Raw genomic sequence first — 13,697 nt, 5'->3', positions numbered from 1 at the left:
TGGAGATCCAGTACCGGAGGACGGAACCAACGCCATGAGCACACCCCGGACCACCGCCGCAGCGCCCGCCCTGGGGCACTCGCTCAAGCACCTCGCCATCCACCTGATCACCCCGCTGCTGATGTGCCTCGGGATGGCCCTCGCCTACCAGGGCGCCTTCCACCAGCCCGAGCCCAACCACCTGAAGGTCGCCGTCGTCGGCACCATCCCGCAGGCGCAGGGCCTCGCGGACGCCGTCCGGGCCAAGGCGGGCCCGGCGCTCGACGTCAGCACGCTGCCCAGTCGGGACGCCGCCGAGCAGCAGCTGCGCGACCGCGAACTGGTCGGCGCGTTCCTGCCGGACGCCAGGAGCCCCGAGCTGATCGTGGCCAAGGGCGGCTCCGACACCTCCGCGATGGCGGCGGAGGCGGTGTTCCAGAACGTCACCGACAAGCAGGGCGTGCCGCTGCACGTCACCGACCTCACCACCCCGAGCAAGGGCGACCCGACCGGGCAGGGCCTGTTCTTCCTGCTGGTCGCCCTCAGCATCGGCTCCTACGCGAGCGTCGCGGTGATCGGCGCGGCCGGTGCGGCGCTGGGCATGCGGATCCGGGCGCTGGTCGGTGTGGCGGTCTCGCTCGTGGTGAGCGTGATCGGGATCGTCACCGCCGGGCCGGTCTTCCACGTCGTCGACCACGACCAGGCCGCCGTCTGGGCCCTCGGCTGGCTCTACTCGGCGGGCGTCATCGCGGTCGGCATCGGCCTGCACACCTTCCTCAAGCGGTGGACCACGCTGGCGATGATGGTGCTGTTCGTGATGCTGAACTTCACCACCTCCGGCGGCATCTACCGGCCCGACCTGCAGAACGGGTTCTTCGGCGGCCTGCACTCCTTCTGGACCGGCGCCGGATTCATGGAGGGCGCGCGCAGCGTCCTCTACTTCGACGGCGGTGCCGGCCTCGGCGGGCACGTGCTGACGTTGGTGCTCTGGCTGCTGCTCGGCGGCGCGGTGATGGCCGCCGCGGCCCTCCATGAGAACCGCGGGCGGACGGCGCTGCGGCGGGAGGCCGAGGCCGAGGCGGAGGAGGAGGAGATGGAGGAGGCGGTCGCGGTCTGACCGCCCTCCCGGCGAGAACTTCACCCGGCGCCAAGGGCATCGGCGCCGGGTGGGGACCGACGGGCCGCGCCCGGCCCCGGACAGGCCGGGCGCGGCCCGCAGCGTGGCTACTTGTACGCGGCCTGCCCGGTGAGCGCCTGGCCGATGACCAGGGTGTGAATCTCGCTGGTGCCCTCGTAGGTGAGCACCGACTCCAGGTTGTTGGCGTGCCGGAGCGGCGAGTACTCCAGCGAGATCCCGTTGGCGCCGAGGATCGTCCGGCACTCGCGGGCGATGGACAGTGCCTCGCGCACGTTGTTGAGCTTGCCGACGCTGATCTGCTCGGGCCGGATCCGGCCCCCGTCCTTCAGCCGGCCGAGGTGGACGGCGAGCAGAGCGGAGTTCCCCAGCGCGACCGCCATGTTGGCCAACTTCTTCTGGGTGAGCTGGAACCCGCTGATCGGCCGGTCGAACTGGATCCGTGAGTCGGCGTACCCGAGGGCGGCCTGGAGCGAGTCCCGGGCGGCGCCGACCGAGCCGAACAGGATGCCGAACCGGGCCTCGTTCAGGCAGGAGAGCGGACCGCGCAGCCCCTCGGCCTCCGGCAGCCGGGCGTCGGCCGGCAACCGGACGTCGTCCAGATGGAGTTCGGACGTGACGGAGGCGCGCAGGGACATCTTCTGCTTGATGTCGTGCGTGGTGAAACCGGGGGTGCCGCGCGGGACGAGGAAGCCGCGCACGCCGTCCTCGGTGGCGGCCCAGACGGTGGCGACGTCGGCGATGCCGCCGTTGGTGATCCACATCTTGGAGCCGTTGAGCACCCAGTCGCCGCCGTCGCGCACCGCGCGGGTGCGCATCCCGGCCGGGTTGCTGCCGAAGTCCGGTTCGGTGAGGCCGAAGCAGCCGATCGCGGTGCCGGCCGCCAGTTGCGGCAGCCACTGCTGCTTCTGCTCCTCCGAGCCCCACTTCCGGATGGAGTACATCGACAGCGAGCCCTGCACCGAGACGAAGCTGCGGAAGCCGGAGTCGGCGGCCTCCAGTTCCAGGCAGGCCAGCCCGTACGAGACGGCGTTGGTGCCGGCGCAGCCGTAGCCGTCCAGGTGCATCCCGAGCAGGCCCAAGGCGCCCAGTTCGGGGGCGAGTTCGCGGGCGAAGTGGGCGTTCTCGAACCACTCGCCGAGGTGGGGGCGGACCCGGTCGGCGAGGAACCGGGCGACGGTGGCCTGGATCTCGCGCTCCTCGTCGGTGAGGAGGGAGGAGAAGTCGATCAGGTCGAGCGGGTCGACAAGGGGCTTGGTCATCGGGATTCCTCGTTTCGGTGGGGGAGCCGGTCGTCCAGCCAGGCGCTGAGCTCGGCGGTGTGCTCGCCGAGTCCGGGCGGGCGGCGCTCGTAGCGCGGGGGCGTGCGGGAGAGGCCGATCGGGTTGGCGACCAGGTCGAGCGGTTCGCCGTCCGGGCCGGGCAGGGAGGCACGCGGCTCCAGGCCCAGGGTGTCGGCGAGTTGGAAGGCTCCGGCCAGGTCGTTGACCGGTCCGCACGGCACGCCGAGCGGCGTGAGGAGGGCGAACCACTCGGCGGCGGTCCGGTGCCGGAGACGGTCGGTGAGTTCGGCGGCCAGCGCGTCGATGTGCGCGACACGGTCGGGGTTGGTGGCGAACCGGGCGTCGGTGGCGAGCTCCGGTGCCTCCAACCCCCGGCAGAGCGAGGCGAACTGGCGGTCGTTGCCGACGGCGATCACCAACGGCCGGTCCGCGGCGGTGAACACCTCGTACGGCGCGATCGACGGATGGCGGTTGCCGAGGATGCCCGGCACCACGCCGGCCAGGGTGTACCCGGCGGACTGGTTGACCAGGCTGGAGAGCAGCGTGGAGAGCAGGTTGACCTCCACCAGCTGGCCTTCGCCGGTGGCGTCCCGCTCGCGCAGCGCGGCCAGCACCCCGACGGCGGCGTGCAGTCCGGTCAGGACGTCCACCAGGGCCACCCCGGTCTTCACCGGCTCTCCCGGCGCCGGGCCGGTCACGCTCATCAGCCCGCCGACGGCCTGCACCAGCAGGTCGTACCCCGGCAGTGCGGCACCCGCGCCGGGCCCGAAGCCGGTCACCGAGCAGTAGACCAGCCGGGGGTTGAGGGCACGGGCCTCCTGGTGTCCGAGGCCGTGCTTCGCCATCGTGCCGGGCCGGAAGTTCTCCACCAACACATCGGCCCGGCGGACCAGTTCGACCGCCCGGGCGTGGTCGGCGGGGTCGCGCAGGTCGAGGGCGATCGAGCGTTTGTTGCGGTTGACGGAGAGGAAGTAGGTGGCCTCGCCCTGTGCGTGGGGCGGGCCCCAGGCGCGGGTGTCGTCCCCGGTGCCCGGCTGCTCGACCTTGACCACGTCCGCACCCAGGTCGGCAAGGAGCATCGTGGCGTACGGGGCGGCGAGGACGCGGCCGAAGTCGGCCACCAGGACGCCGGCGAGGGGGAGGGCCGCCGGGGCTGCCGGTGCGGCCGGGGTCGTCGGTGCGGCCGGGGTTTCCGGCGCGGCCGGGGTTTCCGGTGCTGTGGGGTGCTGCGGATTCACCGGGCACCCCCGGCGGAGGCGCGCACGTACACCGTCCGGGTGGCGGTGAAGAACTCCCGGGCGGCGCTCCCCTGTTCCCTCGGCCCGTAGCCGGACCGTCCGGCCCCGCCGAACGGAACGTGCGGATCGGCGCCCGCCGTCTCGGAGTTGATGTGCAGCACGCCCACGTCCAACGTGTCCATCGCGGCGGCCACGTTGCGCAGGTCGTCCGTGAAGACGGCGGCGGCCAGGCCGAACGCGCTGTCGTTGACGAGCCGGAGCGCCTCCCGGTCGTCCCGCGCGCGGCGGACGACCAGGATCGGGCCGAACAACTCCTCGCGCCAGAGCGGGTCGTCGTGCCAGAGCGGTTCATCCCCGGTCAACTCGACTACCGTGGGCGGGAGATAGGCACCCGAGGCGAGCGGGCCACCGTACGGGCGGCCGCCCGTCAGTACCTCGGCACCCGGGCGGGCCGCGGCGGCGTCCACCGTGCGCTGGAGCTCGTCGCGCGCCTGGAGCGAGACGACCGGGCCCACTTCGGTGGACGGCTCCAGCGGATCGCCGACCCGCAGTGCCGCCGCCCGGTCCGCCACGCGGGCGATCAGCTCGTCCGCCACCGCGTCCGCAACGATCAGCCGCGAGGTCGCCGTGCACTTCTGCCCCGCCGAACGGAACGCCCCGGCCACCACCTCGGCGGCGGCCAGGCCGAGATCGGCGTCCGCGAGCACGGCCGCCGCGTTCTTGCCGCCCAGCTCCGTCTGCACCGGTCGGGCCAGCGCGCCGCACGAGGCGATCAGGGCCCGCCCGACGGCCGTCGGGCCGGTGAAGGTGACCGCGTCCACCCCCGGGTGGCCCGCCAGCCGTTCCCCCAACTCGCCGTCCCCGTGGAGCAGTCCCAGCACGCCGCGCGGCAGTCCCGCCTCGACCAGGGTCTCGGCGAGCCGCTGGGCCAGCAGGGGCACCAGGCCGGACGGCTTCCACACCACGGTGTTGCCGAAGCCCAGCGCCGGCGCGATCTTCCACGCCGGGATGGCGATCGGGAAGTTGAACGGCGTCACCGCCGCGACCACGCCGACCGGCCGGTGCAGCACCTGGATCTGCTCGCCCGGGCGCGGGGAGGCGAACACCTCGCCGGACGGCCGTGACGCCTCACCCGCGCAGTAACGGAAGACCTCCGCCGCCCGGCGGGCCTCCCCGACCCCCTCCGCCCGGGTCTTGCCCTCCTCCCGGGCCAGCTCCTCGCCGTACCACTCGGCCCGTCGGTCCAGCAGCGCGGCCGCATGCGCCAGGACGCCGGCCTGGCCGTGGTGCGGCGTCGCCGCCCATCCGGGGAAGGCCTCGCGGGCCGCTGCCACCGCGTCGTCCAGATCCCGCGCCTGCGCGAGCCGGCCGGTGGCCACCACCTCTTTCGGCCGTGCCGGATTGACCGAGAGCAGCTCCCGCCCGCCACCAGCCCGCCAGCGTCCGCCGGCCAACTGGCGCAGCTGCTCCACCGGCGGGCTCGGCCCCTTCGCCGGTGTGGCGGCGGGCGCCGTCCCTGCTCCCTGCTCCATGAGGGCCATGGCTCTCCCTGTCGCTCGCCCGGCTTCACCGCCGGGCCTGTCCGCTGGGGTGCGGATCATTCTGGGCGGCAGGGGCCGGTGACGCAGTGGACGGGATGTCCTGCGCAGCGGCGGGTCGGCTGGACGTTTCGTCGGGCGGAGGATTCGTCGGGCGCCTCCGGACGTGGTGGCGGCGCGTGCTCGCCCGGAGAGGGGTCACCCGGACAGGGGCGGCCCGCCCGGGGGATCTGCCGGGGCGCGGCGGTCCGGTGCGGATGACGGCGGTGGCGGCCGTGCTCTGCTGGCAGATGCGCGTCGGGGGCGCCTGCTTCGGGGCGCCTGCTTCTGGGCGCCGGCTTCGAGGCCCGGCTTCTGGGCGCCGGCTTCAGGTCCGGCTTCAGGCCCGGCTTCGAGGCCCGCATCGCGGTCCGACGTGCGGTTCGACTTCGAGTTCGAGGAGACCCCCATGACCTGCCCGCCCCGCCACCTCACCGGCCTGCTCGGCACGGCCGTCGCGGCCTCCGCAGCCCTCGCCCTGCTCGCCGTGACTCCCGCCGTGGCCGTGGCACCGCCGCTCTCCCAGCCGCGGATCGTCGCCCACTTCGACCTGGCCCAGGGACTCCAGCCGGAGAACATCGCGCTCGAACCCGACGGCTCCGCCGACCTCAGCTTCTCCTTCGCACGCCAGATCGGCCGGGTCGACCCCGCCGGGAACCTCACCGTCCTCGCCACCCTCCCCGCCCCCGCGAATCCCGCCACGCCACTGCTCGGCGCGGCCGTCGTCTCCGGCATCGCCCGCGCCCATGACGGCACCCTCTACTTCGCCTACGCCACCGGCACCGAGGACCTCACCGGCATCTGGCGGCTCTGCCCCGGCGGCACCCCCGAGCGTATCTCCGCCCTCCCCGCCGACAGCCTCCCCAACGGCCTCGCCCTCGACGAGCGCGAAGGCCGGCTCTACTCGGCCGACTCGGCCCTCGGCGTGGTCCGGATCGTCCCCGTGGAGGGCGGGGACCCGGTGGTCTGGTCCGACGACGCCCTGCTCAAGCCGACCGGCGGGTTCGGCGCCAACGGTCTCAAGGTGCACCACCACGCCGTCTGGGTCGGCAACACCGACACCGGCAGCCTGCTGCGCATCCCGATCCGGGACAGCGGCTCCGCCGGCCCGGCCGAGACCCGTGCCACCGGGCTCGGCGGCCTCGACGACTTCGCCTTCGTCGGCCGCGGTGACAACCTGATCGCCACCCTCAACCCCGCCAGCGAGGCCGTCCTCATCGCGGAGGACGGCACCCGCCACACGGTGCTGACCCAGCAGGACGGCCTCTCCAACCCCACCGCGGTGGCCGTCCGCGGCGACACCGTCTACGTCCCGAGCGCGGCCTTCTTCACCCGTACCGACCCGAACCTGCTCCTGGCCACGCTGGACCGGTAGGGGGCAACGGGCGCGAGCGGCGCCGGCTCGGACGGCTCCGCCCGGGCCGGCCCCGTTCGTGGAAAGGGGCCGGTGGCCGCCGGGGCCGGTGGTCACGGGCCCCGGCGTGGCGGCCTTCGGCCGGGCGCCGGGATGCCGACCGCGTAAGCCCTGGCCGCGGGCAGCGCTCCTACGCCCCCGGCCAGGCGGTGAGGGCGAGCAGGAGTTCGGCGCGCACGTGTGCGGAGTCCAGGTCGACGGCGAGCAGGGCGCGGGCCTTGTCGAGGCGCCCGCGCAGGGTGTGGCGATGGATGCCGAGTGCGGTGGCGGCCGACTCCCAGTGGCCGTGGTGCTCCAGGAAGGTCCGCAGGGAGAGGAGCAACTCGCTGCCGTGGGTGCGGTCGTGGGCGGCGAGCGGGCCGAGCCGGGTCTGCGCGAGGCCGGCCAGGACGGCCCGGGTGTCCGGATCGGCGATCAGCACCTGGCCGGCCAGGGACTCGTAGTCGACCAGTTCCTCCCCCCGGGCCGGGCCGAGGGCCGCAGCGTTGAGCGCCTCGCGCAGGGCACCCCCCGTGTCGGCCGGGGCGTGGACGCCGGAGAGCCCGGCCCAGGGGCGCGGGCGCAGGCGGGCGGCGGCGCCCCCGGCCAGGGCCCGTGCCGCGCCCGGGTCGTCGCCCGGCAGCAGGACGACCGCGCAGCCCTCGCGCACCGCGCCGAAGAGCGGCAGCCCGCGGGCGGCGAGGTCCTCGGCGGCGGCGTCCAGCACCCGCCGGGGCGTACTGCCGCGCAGCGCGAGCACCCGGACGCCGGCCTGGGACGGGAACCCGGCCTCGGTGAGGTGCTCGCGGGCCGCGGCGGGGGTGAGCGCGCCGTCCAGCAGCAGGCCGAGGACCAGGCCGTGGACGCGGTGCTGTTCGTCGCGCAGGCGCAGCGGCTTCTCCGCCTCCAGGGCGAGCAGGGAGGCGGCGTGGCCGAGCAGCAGGTGGTCGACGGGGGAGGGGGAGTGGTCGGTGACCAGCACCAGTCGGCCGTGCGGCCGCAGGCCGAGCCGGACCTGCTGGACGGTCACCGTTCTGTGGGGTGAGGCGCTGACCGCGCTCGCCGCCCGGGTGCGCAGCACGCCGGCCGGTTCCTGTTCGTCGGTGTCGGCGAGCAGGCCCGGGGCCAGGTCGGCGGCCTCGGCCGGGTGGGCGGCGAGGAGCTGGCCGTCGTCGGTGAGCAGCAGCACACCGGCGTCCGCCGCGGAGGCCAGTTCGCGGACCACGGCCCGGGCTCCGCCGCGCAGCGCTGCCCGGGTCATCCGGGGCTGGCTGCGCGAGGCCCGGACCACGCCTTCGTACTGGAGCTCGGCGAGCCGTTCCATCAGCGCCTTGGTGATGGCCACGAACGGTGTGGGGAGCGGGACTTCGAGCAGGACCAGGCCGGTGGCGCGGGCGGCCTCCACCAGGGCGGGCGGCACTCGGGGGTGGGAGAGGCCGACGCCGAGGCCGAGTGCGGCGACGCCGGCCGCCGCCAGTCGGCGGACGTACGCGGCGGCGCCGTCCGCGTCCTCGGGCGGGAGCCGCAGGCCGGTGGTGAGGACGAGTTCGCCGCCGCTCAACCAGGGCGTCGGATCGGCGAGTTCGATGCTGTGGGCCCAGGTGACCGGCCGGTCCAGGTCGCCCTGGCCGGCCAGTACCCGCAGACCGAGGTCGCGCCGCTGCACGAGCCATCGGACCGGCACGCTCAACGTGGTCTCCTTCAGATCGCTTTGGTGGCGGTGGTGGTGGTAGCGGTGGTGGTAGCGGTGGCGAGGGAGGTCGCGAAGAGTGTGCAGGCGCCGACGGCTGGGGAGAGATACGTGAACCCGAGGGAGGCGTGGGCCCAGAGGCTCATGTCGCGCTTGAACTCGGAGGTGTGGCCGAGGGCGGCGAGGCGTTCGGCGTCGGCGTGGGCGTGGGCGTCGTCCTCGGCGTCGGCGTCCGCACCGGTCGGGAGGGGTGGCGGGGTGTGGGGGAGGCGGCACGTGCGCTCGCATCGGTCATGACCGTCTCCTGGGATCGTGACGTGACGCTCGGGGTGAGGGTGCGGGAAAACATACGAGATTGAGTTTCCAGCGGCAAGGGTGTACGACCGTTTGCGTTGTACCCTGCCGGAAACACTCAGCAGGACGGTGATCGGGGAGGGCCCGCCATGACCACCATCGGGAGTACGACCCCGCTGCTCAGCGCCGTCCTCGCCCCGCTCACCGACCTCGGCCGGGCCGACGCCGTCGCCCGCCGGATCACCGAGGCCATCGCCCTCGGCCTGGTGGCCGACGGTTACCAGCTGCCCAGCGAGAACGATCTCGCCGACCAGCTCGGCGTCGCCAACGGCACCCTCCGCGAGGCGCTCGCCCTGCTCCGCGACGCCGGACTGATCGAGACCCGGCGCGGCCGCAACGGCGGCAGCTTCGTCCGCACCCCGGCGGAGGGATCGGGCCGCCTCCAGCTCGCCCGCCTGCGCGAACTCGGCACCGTCGAGCTGCGCGACCTGGGGGACGAGGAGCTGGCCGTCGCCGGCACCACCGCCCGGCTCGCCGCCGAACGCGCACCCGCCGACCTCGCCGACCGGCTCACCCGGCTGGTCGCCGCGCTGCGGGACGCCCGCACCCCCGCCGAGCTGCGCCGTGCCGACGCCCGCTTCCACATCGAACTCGCCGTAGCCGCCCAGTCGGTGCGCCTCACCCAGCTCGCCGTCCGGCTGCAGGCCGAACTCGGGCCGCTGCTCTGGCTTCCGGCGCCCTACGCGCCCGACCAGGAGCGGTTCGCCGAACAGCACCGGGAGATCCTGGTCGCGGTGGTCGCCGGGGACGGGCCCGGCGCCCGGGCGGCGGCGGAGGCGCACACCGTCGCGTGCGTGCACCACCTGGTGCGGGGGCACCTGGAGCTGACGGACGCCGCGGGGTCCTCCCGGCCGGCGTCCCCGACCTTCCTCTCGGAGCGCTCATGACCGGTATCAGCTGACCGGCACCAGCCCGATCCACGGGCCGGGCGCCTTCGCGGCGGGGGGAGGGCCCGGGGCCGGGCACGTCGGGGCCGGGCACGTCGGGGCCGGCGGGTGTGGGGTGGCCGGCCCGCACGTGGACCTCCACTGCCCCAACCGGTACGTGCTCTGCTTCGCCGGCCCCCTGGCAGCGGGCCTCGGACAGACCGGCTCGCGGGCCGTGGTGGCCGCCGATGTGCCGCTCGCCGGGCTGGAACGGTTGTTCGTCCCACCGCTGCGCGCCCTCGTCGGCGACGCAGCCGTTGTCAACGGCGAGGGCCGGGTGCTCGCCGCCGACACCGTGTCGTGGCCGGTCGGCAGGCTCGCCCGCGCCTTGGTCGCGGAGGGTGGATCGGCGGAGCGGGCGCAGGTGCCGGCGAGGGCGGTCGTCCGAGCGGTCGTCCGGGCGGCTGGTTGACCTTCATCACCGGATGTATTTCCTCCGGCGAGGGGGTTGGTTGATTGGGGTTGGTTGATTGGGGTGCGGGGCTGGGGTGGCTGTCATGGCGGGGGAGTGGTTTGCGGACGGCCCGACGACGGTCCCCCGTCGGGCAGGCGGTGGCGGGGCGCTCAGGTACGGCGGGGTGGACGGGTGAAGCAGCAGTCGCCGCAGACGCCCGCGCCCGGGCCGACGCGGTAGTAGAGGCAGCAGCTGTTCCGCCGGAAGGCGTTGCCGTCCAAGGTCCCGGTGCCGGCCAACGGCGCCCGGTCGAGCAGTCGTGCGACCAGCGCCCGAGCCCGGCCGGGAGTCGCGCGGGGCCCGAGCATGCGCAGCGCCCCGGCAAGTGCGGACGCGGCGTTGCCCTGGAGCAGCCGCTCCGACAGCGGCACGGCGGCCCGGACGGCGGCGCCGAGCGGCGCCAACTGGCCCTGGACGAGAGTCCGGTGGAGGTGATCGGCGAGGGCCTCGTCATCCGCGACCCGAGCGCTCCCCGGGTCGGGCGCGTACGGGGTCCAGAGGTCGATCGGCCCCTGGTCCGGCACCCGGACGTACGCCCGGTCGGGCTCCAACGCGGGGACCGTGCCCAGCAGGACGGCCGCGCCGAGGCTCACCGAGCAGAACCGGGCGGCCAGCCCGAGGTGCAGGATCGAGGCCGCCACACGCGGTTCGGCGGTCCCGAGCCGTCGCGCGACCTCCCGGACCCGTGCGGCGAGCGGCGCGTCCGGTCCCACCGCGTAGAGCTCGCGCAGCGGTCGGTAGCCGGCAGGCGGCGTGTCGGAGGACGCGGTGGCGGCGTCCAGCACGAAGTACGGTCCGACGGCGGCGAGTCGGCGGTAGTCGGGCGCGCCGGCGGTCATCGGGCGGCCGACGCGGAGGCGGTGGGTACCGCGGTGGGGGTGGGCGCCGCAGTGGGGATGGGCACCGCGCAGGCCCGCCGTCGGCTGTCGCCGGGGACGGGCGGGGCGCTCTCGACCGGTGGCACGTGGCGGGCGGGACGGCCGGCGGGCGGGCGGACCTCGGTCATGCGGGCGTTCCTCTGGATCGGGTCGGCGGGCGGTCGGGCAGTCGGTCCGTACGGTGGAGTTGCCGTCGGCGCTCCCCGGGAACGGTACCGCGCCCTGGCAGTCCGTGATCGGTACGTCGACGGCTCCCGGGAGATACCTCCGGAAGCTCGGCACGGGCCGCGGAGCCAGTCCGGCCACGGCTGTTGGCGCGGTCAGGGCGGCGATCCGGCTCGCCACCGCCGGCCCCGCGTCCGCGCTGGTCGGTGTCCCGTACACCCGCTACGGGGCGACGGGCAGCGCGGCACGCCGCGTCCGGTTCGGGATCGATGGGATGGGCAACGACAGCAACTGCACCTACCCGGTCGGCCGGTTCGGCCCGACACCCTGCGGGCGCTCAAGGCACTCCAGTCCTACGGGAGCCTGCAGCCGGGCGGGGTCGTCGGCCCCGCCAGCGGCACCCCTGGTCCACGGCCTCGGAGAGGAAGCTTCACAGGCAGCAAGCCACCTGTTGACCGCACGGCGGCACGGCGGCACGGTGGCGCGGTGGCACCGATGAACGGGCGACGAGGGCCGGTCTGTGCTCTGGCGGTCTGTCACGACTCCTCCTGTGGCGGGACCGGGCCGTCCCCGGGGAATGCCGGGCCCGAGACGCATCGCGCGACCCCCGTAGGCTCGGGCGCATGCGTACCGAAACCCCGGCGTCGGACGGCCGGTTCACCTCTGCCGCGCATCCTCCTCCTGGCCCGGTTCTATCGGCGCTCCCGGTTCTCCCGATTCTCCCGGCCCGAGCGACGGGCGGCTTGGCGGTGCGGCTCCGCCGGCCGCTGAGCGTCGTCGCGGTGCTCGGTGTGCTGGCGCCGGTGGTGTTGGCGCACCCGGGTCAGCGGGCGGCCGCGTTGCTCCTCGCCGCCACGGCGGCGCTCGCGGCGGTGGTGGCGGTCCTGCCGTGGCCGTCCCGCCGGGTGACGTTGGCGGGGGCGGCGGGTCTGGCCGCGATCGCCTCGCTGGCACTGGACGCCGGCTACTCCGGCCCGTACCGGCTCGCCGCGTTCTGGCTGCCCTTCGAGTGGCTCGCCCTGCTGGTGCTGCTGGGTCGGGCGGTGCGGCGGGTGCCCGGCCGGTGGGCGGGGCCGGTGGGGGCGCTGGTCGGCCTGGCCGTGCTGCTGGTGCCGCTGCGCTTCGCCCTCCGGGTGCCCGAGGGCGGCTGGACCGGTTCGCTGATCGTCACGCTGCTCTCGCTGCTCCCGGCGGTCGGCGTGGCCGGAGCCGGCCTCTACCTGCGGGCCCTGGACGCCCGCCGGGAGCGCGCGGTCGCCGGGGCCCGCCGCGAGCAGCGGCTCGAAGTGGCCCGCGGGCTCCACGACTTCGTCGCCCACGAGATCACCGGCATCGTTCTGGAGGCGCAGGCCGGCCAACTGCCCGGCCTGAACGCGGCGGAGACGGGTGACCTGTTGCGTCGGCTGGAGGAGGCAGGCCTGCGGGCGCTGGACTCGATGGACGCGATGGTGGGCGCGCTGCGCGACCCGCAGGCCGACGAGGCGGGGGAAGGCCGCGCCGCCGGGGCCACCCGGGTCCACGGGCTGGCCGACCTGGCGGAGCTGGTCGGGCGCTTCTCGGGGACCGGTTCGACCCGGGCCACCGTCGAGCTGGTGCCGGAGAGCGCCGGGTTGTTGTCGCGCGACGCCGAGGCGACCGCGTACGCCGTCGTCCTGGAGGGGCTGACCAATGTGCGGCGGCACGCGCCCGGTGCGGGGGAGGTGGTCGTGCGGGTGGCGGTCGTGGACGGTCCGGCAGGTCGGGCTGGTTCGGGTGGTCCGGGCGGTTCGGCTGGTCGGGCTGGTTCGGCTGGTCGGGGTGATGCCGGTGGTTCGGTGGTCCGGGTGGTGGAGGTGTCGGTGACGGACGACGGCGGGCAGGGGCGCGCGCCAGGCCCGAGGGGCCTGTGGCGGCGGCTGCCGGGCAGCGGCGGCACCGGGCTGGCGGGGATGGCGGAGCGGGTGGCCGCCCACGGCGGGACGCTCGGCGCGGGCCCGCACCAGCGGTCGGGCTGGCGGATCACCTGCGTGCTGCCGGTGCGCTAGGGCCTGTGTGATGTCGTGATCAGTCAATGGTTGGCAGGAGATCGTCGATCCAGATCATCGAGGCTCGAAGGTTGAGGCCGGCGAGGTAGCTCTCGGGGGTCTTGTCGAACCGGGTGGCGATGCCGCGCCAGGCCTTCAGCTTGTTTATCAGGCGCTCGACGGTGTTCCGTTGCTTGTAGAGCTCGGCGTCGTGGCCGACGGGCCGACCGCCCTTGCTGCCCTTCTTCTTCCGGTTGGCAGCCTGGTCCTTCTTCTCCGGGATGACCGCCTTGATTCGCCGATTCCGCAGGTGTGCGCGGTTGCCACGGGACGAGTAGGCCTTGTCGCCGGCGACAGCGTCGGGCCGGGTGCGGGGACGCCCGACCGGCACCCGAACCCGGACCTTCTTCAGCACGGGGATGAACTGCGGGCTGTCGGCGGCTTGTCCCTCGGTCAGGATGAACGCCAGCGGGCGGCACTTCCGGTCGCCGGCACAATGGATCTTGCTGGTCTGTCCGCCTCTGGAGCGTCCGAGCAGGGCGGCTTTCAGCCGGAGCTTGCGCCGGCGCCGGATTCGTCGCCGCTCTTCCCGTTCCTGGTCGTCAGAGACGTCCTGCCCGTC

13 protein-coding genes and 1 pseudogene are annotated in these 13,697 nt (G+C 74.7%); 6 read left to right on the top strand and 8 right to left on the bottom strand.

Annotation, left to right across the window (positions count from 1 at the left end):
- Positions 1–34 precede the first annotated feature (34 nt).
- The gene (locus C2142_RS06250) at positions 35–1,096 is read left to right on the top strand and encodes a hypothetical protein (RefSeq protein WP_148641463.1); all 1,062 of its coding nucleotides are present in this window, start codon (positions 35–37) and stop codon (positions 1,094–1,096) included.
- A 107-nt stretch (positions 1,097–1,203) separates the two neighbouring features.
- Here the strand turns inward: C2142_RS06250 and C2142_RS06245 are convergent, their stop codons facing one another.
- From C2142_RS06245 to C2142_RS06235, 3 genes are all read right to left on the bottom strand, one after another.
- A complete protein-coding gene (locus C2142_RS06245; protein ID WP_148641462.1) occupies positions 1,204–2,376 on the bottom strand; it encodes an acyl-CoA dehydrogenase family protein in 1,173 nt (390 codons plus the stop codon).
- Entirely contained in the window at positions 2,373–3,476 is a 1,104-nt protein-coding gene (locus C2142_RS06240; RefSeq protein ID WP_346766429.1) for a CoA transferase, read from the bottom strand. Before C2142_RS06240 ends, C2142_RS06245 begins: the two co-directional genes overlap by 4 nt.
- A 155-nt stretch (positions 3,477–3,631) precedes the next feature.
- Entirely contained in the window at positions 3,632–5,167 is a 1,536-nt protein-coding gene (locus C2142_RS06235) for an aldehyde dehydrogenase family protein (RefSeq protein WP_148641460.1), read from the bottom strand.
- A 454-nt stretch (positions 5,168–5,621) separates the two neighbouring features.
- On the opposite strand from C2142_RS06235, the gene C2142_RS06230 reads away from it, so the two are divergent.
- Complete coding sequence (locus tag C2142_RS06230) at positions 5,622–6,587, top strand: hypothetical protein (protein ID WP_148641459.1); 966 nt, start codon at positions 5,622–5,624, stop codon at positions 6,585–6,587.
- A gap of 169 nt (positions 6,588–6,756) precedes the next feature.
- Here C2142_RS06230 and C2142_RS06225 read toward each other — a convergent pair whose 3' ends face one another.
- Both C2142_RS06225 and C2142_RS41450 read right to left on the bottom strand, forming a co-directional pair.
- The gene (locus C2142_RS06225) at positions 6,757–8,289 is read right to left on the bottom strand and encodes a PucR family transcriptional regulator (protein ID WP_241003121.1); all 1,533 of its coding nucleotides are present in this window, start codon (positions 8,287–8,289) and stop codon (positions 6,757–6,759) included.
- Between the two features lie 17 nt (positions 8,290–8,306).
- Positions 8,307–8,441, bottom strand: coding sequence for a hypothetical protein (locus C2142_RS41450; protein ID WP_277347232.1), 135 nt, complete (start codon positions 8,439–8,441; stop codon positions 8,307–8,309).
- A 21-nt stretch (positions 8,442–8,462) separates the two neighbouring features.
- Here C2142_RS41450 and C2142_RS06220 point away from each other — a divergent pair, with 21 nt between their 5' ends.
- The 3 genes from C2142_RS06220 to C2142_RS06210 all read left to right on the top strand — a co-directional run bounded on the left by C2142_RS06220 (position 8,463) and on the right by C2142_RS06210 (position 9,987).
- Positions 8,463–8,654: a hypothetical protein gene (locus tag C2142_RS06220; protein WP_148641457.1), complete on the top strand. Its 192-nt coding sequence runs from the start codon at positions 8,463–8,465 to the stop codon at positions 8,652–8,654.
- Between the two features lie 84 nt (positions 8,655–8,738).
- Positions 8,739–9,536, top strand: coding sequence for an FCD domain-containing protein (locus C2142_RS06215; protein ID WP_241002407.1), 798 nt, complete (start codon positions 8,739–8,741; stop codon positions 9,534–9,536).
- A gap of 115 nt (positions 9,537–9,651) precedes the next feature.
- Positions 9,652–9,987, top strand: coding sequence for a hypothetical protein (locus tag C2142_RS06210; RefSeq protein WP_148641456.1), 336 nt, complete (start codon positions 9,652–9,654; stop codon positions 9,985–9,987).
- Between the two features lie 152 nt (positions 9,988–10,139).
- Here C2142_RS06210 and C2142_RS06205 read toward each other — a convergent pair whose 3' ends face one another.
- A complete protein-coding gene (locus C2142_RS06205; protein ID WP_148641455.1) occupies positions 10,140–10,868 on the bottom strand; it encodes a (2Fe-2S)-binding protein in 729 nt (242 codons plus the stop codon).
- Complete coding sequence (locus C2142_RS06200; RefSeq protein ID WP_153882758.1) at positions 10,865–11,035, bottom strand: hypothetical protein; 171 nt, start codon at positions 11,033–11,035, stop codon at positions 10,865–10,867. The genes C2142_RS06205 and C2142_RS06200 overlap by 4 nt, the downstream gene beginning before the upstream one ends.
- A 786-nt stretch (positions 11,036–11,821) precedes the next feature.
- Between C2142_RS06200 and C2142_RS41445 the strand changes: the two genes are divergently transcribed.
- On the top strand, positions 11,822–13,096 hold the full coding sequence (locus C2142_RS41445) for a histidine kinase (RefSeq protein WP_277347322.1): 1,275 nt from the start codon (positions 11,822–11,824) through the stop codon (positions 13,094–13,096).
- A 19-nt stretch (positions 13,097–13,115) separates the two neighbouring features.
- On the opposite strand, the pseudogene C2142_RS06190 reads toward C2142_RS41445, so the two are convergent.
- Positions 13,116–13,697 (bottom strand): annotated as a pseudogene (locus C2142_RS06190) (IS5 family transposase); the annotation flags it as partial.

This window comes from Streptomyces sp. CB01881 (assembly GCF_002953255.1).
Taxonomy (GTDB): domain Bacteria; phylum Actinomycetota; class Actinomycetes; order Streptomycetales; family Streptomycetaceae; genus Kitasatospora.
This window is presented reverse-complemented; position numbering and strand designations above follow the sequence as displayed.